Genomic DNA, 1,370 nt, shown 5'->3' with positions numbered 1-1,370 from the left:
TAACAGACAGTGATGTTGAATTCGGGAAGTTGAAACATAGAACAGATTATACTGGTGAGTTATGGAAGAGAAAGTCACATCAATAACATATATTTCTGGTGAGATATGGATAACTTATGATACCCACAGATGTCATCCGTTAATGTGTGTTGAAGAGAATGAATACATGATGTTTTTGAATGTATCACTCGCGATAGAAGGTATCAAGGGAGACCTATATATCGAAGATATTTTAAAGATTAAAGATCTTCTAAATGCTTGTTTGAAGTAATTAAATTGTGTGATTCATAGACATCCTTTCAACTATACTGGATGTATATGGATAGAGAAACTCAACAAAGACTACAGTGGGTAAAGATGTATGAAGAATCTGGTGATGCAGGCTTCGTATGTTGTCGTTGTGGCATTTCCAGACCTACATCGCGGAAGTGGGCGAATCGATATAAGCAGGATGGAATCACTGTTCGGAAAGCCAAAGCAGGCGTCCTCATTCTTCACTAGATACCAAAATTACCAATGAATTAAGAGCATTGATCCTTGAAATACGCGTGAAGCTTGCAAACAGAACTAATTCGGCTTCACCAAATACACCTAAGTACAGCAACTATCCGTAAAGTATTTCAGCAGCTTCTGTAAAGCCGATCGTAACCTACCGACGTAAGAACGACTTCCAAAGATACGAACGTCCAATCCCTGGAGAGAGAATCCAAATGGATACTTGCAAAATAGCGCCTGGGATCTATCAGGACACGGCGATTGACGACTGTTCTCGTTATCGGGTTCTAAGGTGCTATTCTCGGCGCACAGCAGCAAATTATGATTTATGGCATCAAGTTTCGCCCGAACAAGCCTGGTTCCCCTCACTTAAATGGCAAAGTTGAACGCTCCCAGAAAACAGATTAAAGTGAGTTTATCCGACTATAGATGTTGGCGCAGGGCTAGAAGAGCTGGATCTGTTGCTAGTTGAGTGCAGCACTACTATAACTGGGAACGCCCTCATAGCGCTCTAAAAGGGCTTGCACCGATAGAAAGGGTTATAGAATTATCTGACCTAACACCTTTATCAGAAGAGGTATAGCAAGACTACCAGATATGGAAAGAGAGGTTTCAAGAGCAGAATTACAAGCTTGGTCTTCGGTTAAGAAAATTGAAACCATCTCTATGAATCACACACCTGAGGTATTACCACCTTGAGAAGTTGCACATGGCGAAGGCGAACGGTGACATTGCGCCAGTTAACTATGAAAACTCTCTAGAGGAAGTGTTCGGTTGGACTTGACCAGAATAGTTGATGTTCATCGCTATGTTTATTGCGACAAGTATCATGGCACGCGTAGTGGGATTGTTTATCTACATGTGGCTTCTGGCAT

The 1,370-nt window shown here is 41.5% G+C and carries 1 pseudogene; it reads left to right on the top strand.

Annotation, left to right across the window (positions count from 1 at the left end):
* Window positions 1-318: 318 nt before the first annotated feature.
* Window positions 319-1,165, top strand: a pseudogene (locus BLO31_RS23105) (integrase core domain-containing protein).
* Window positions 1,166-1,370: the final 205 nt, after the last annotated feature.

It is taken from the genome of Vibrio sonorensis (genome assembly GCF_001854765.1).
GTDB lineage: Bacteria > Pseudomonadota > Gammaproteobacteria > Enterobacterales > Vibrionaceae > Vibrio > Vibrio sonorensis.
This window is presented reverse-complemented; position numbering and strand designations above follow the sequence as displayed.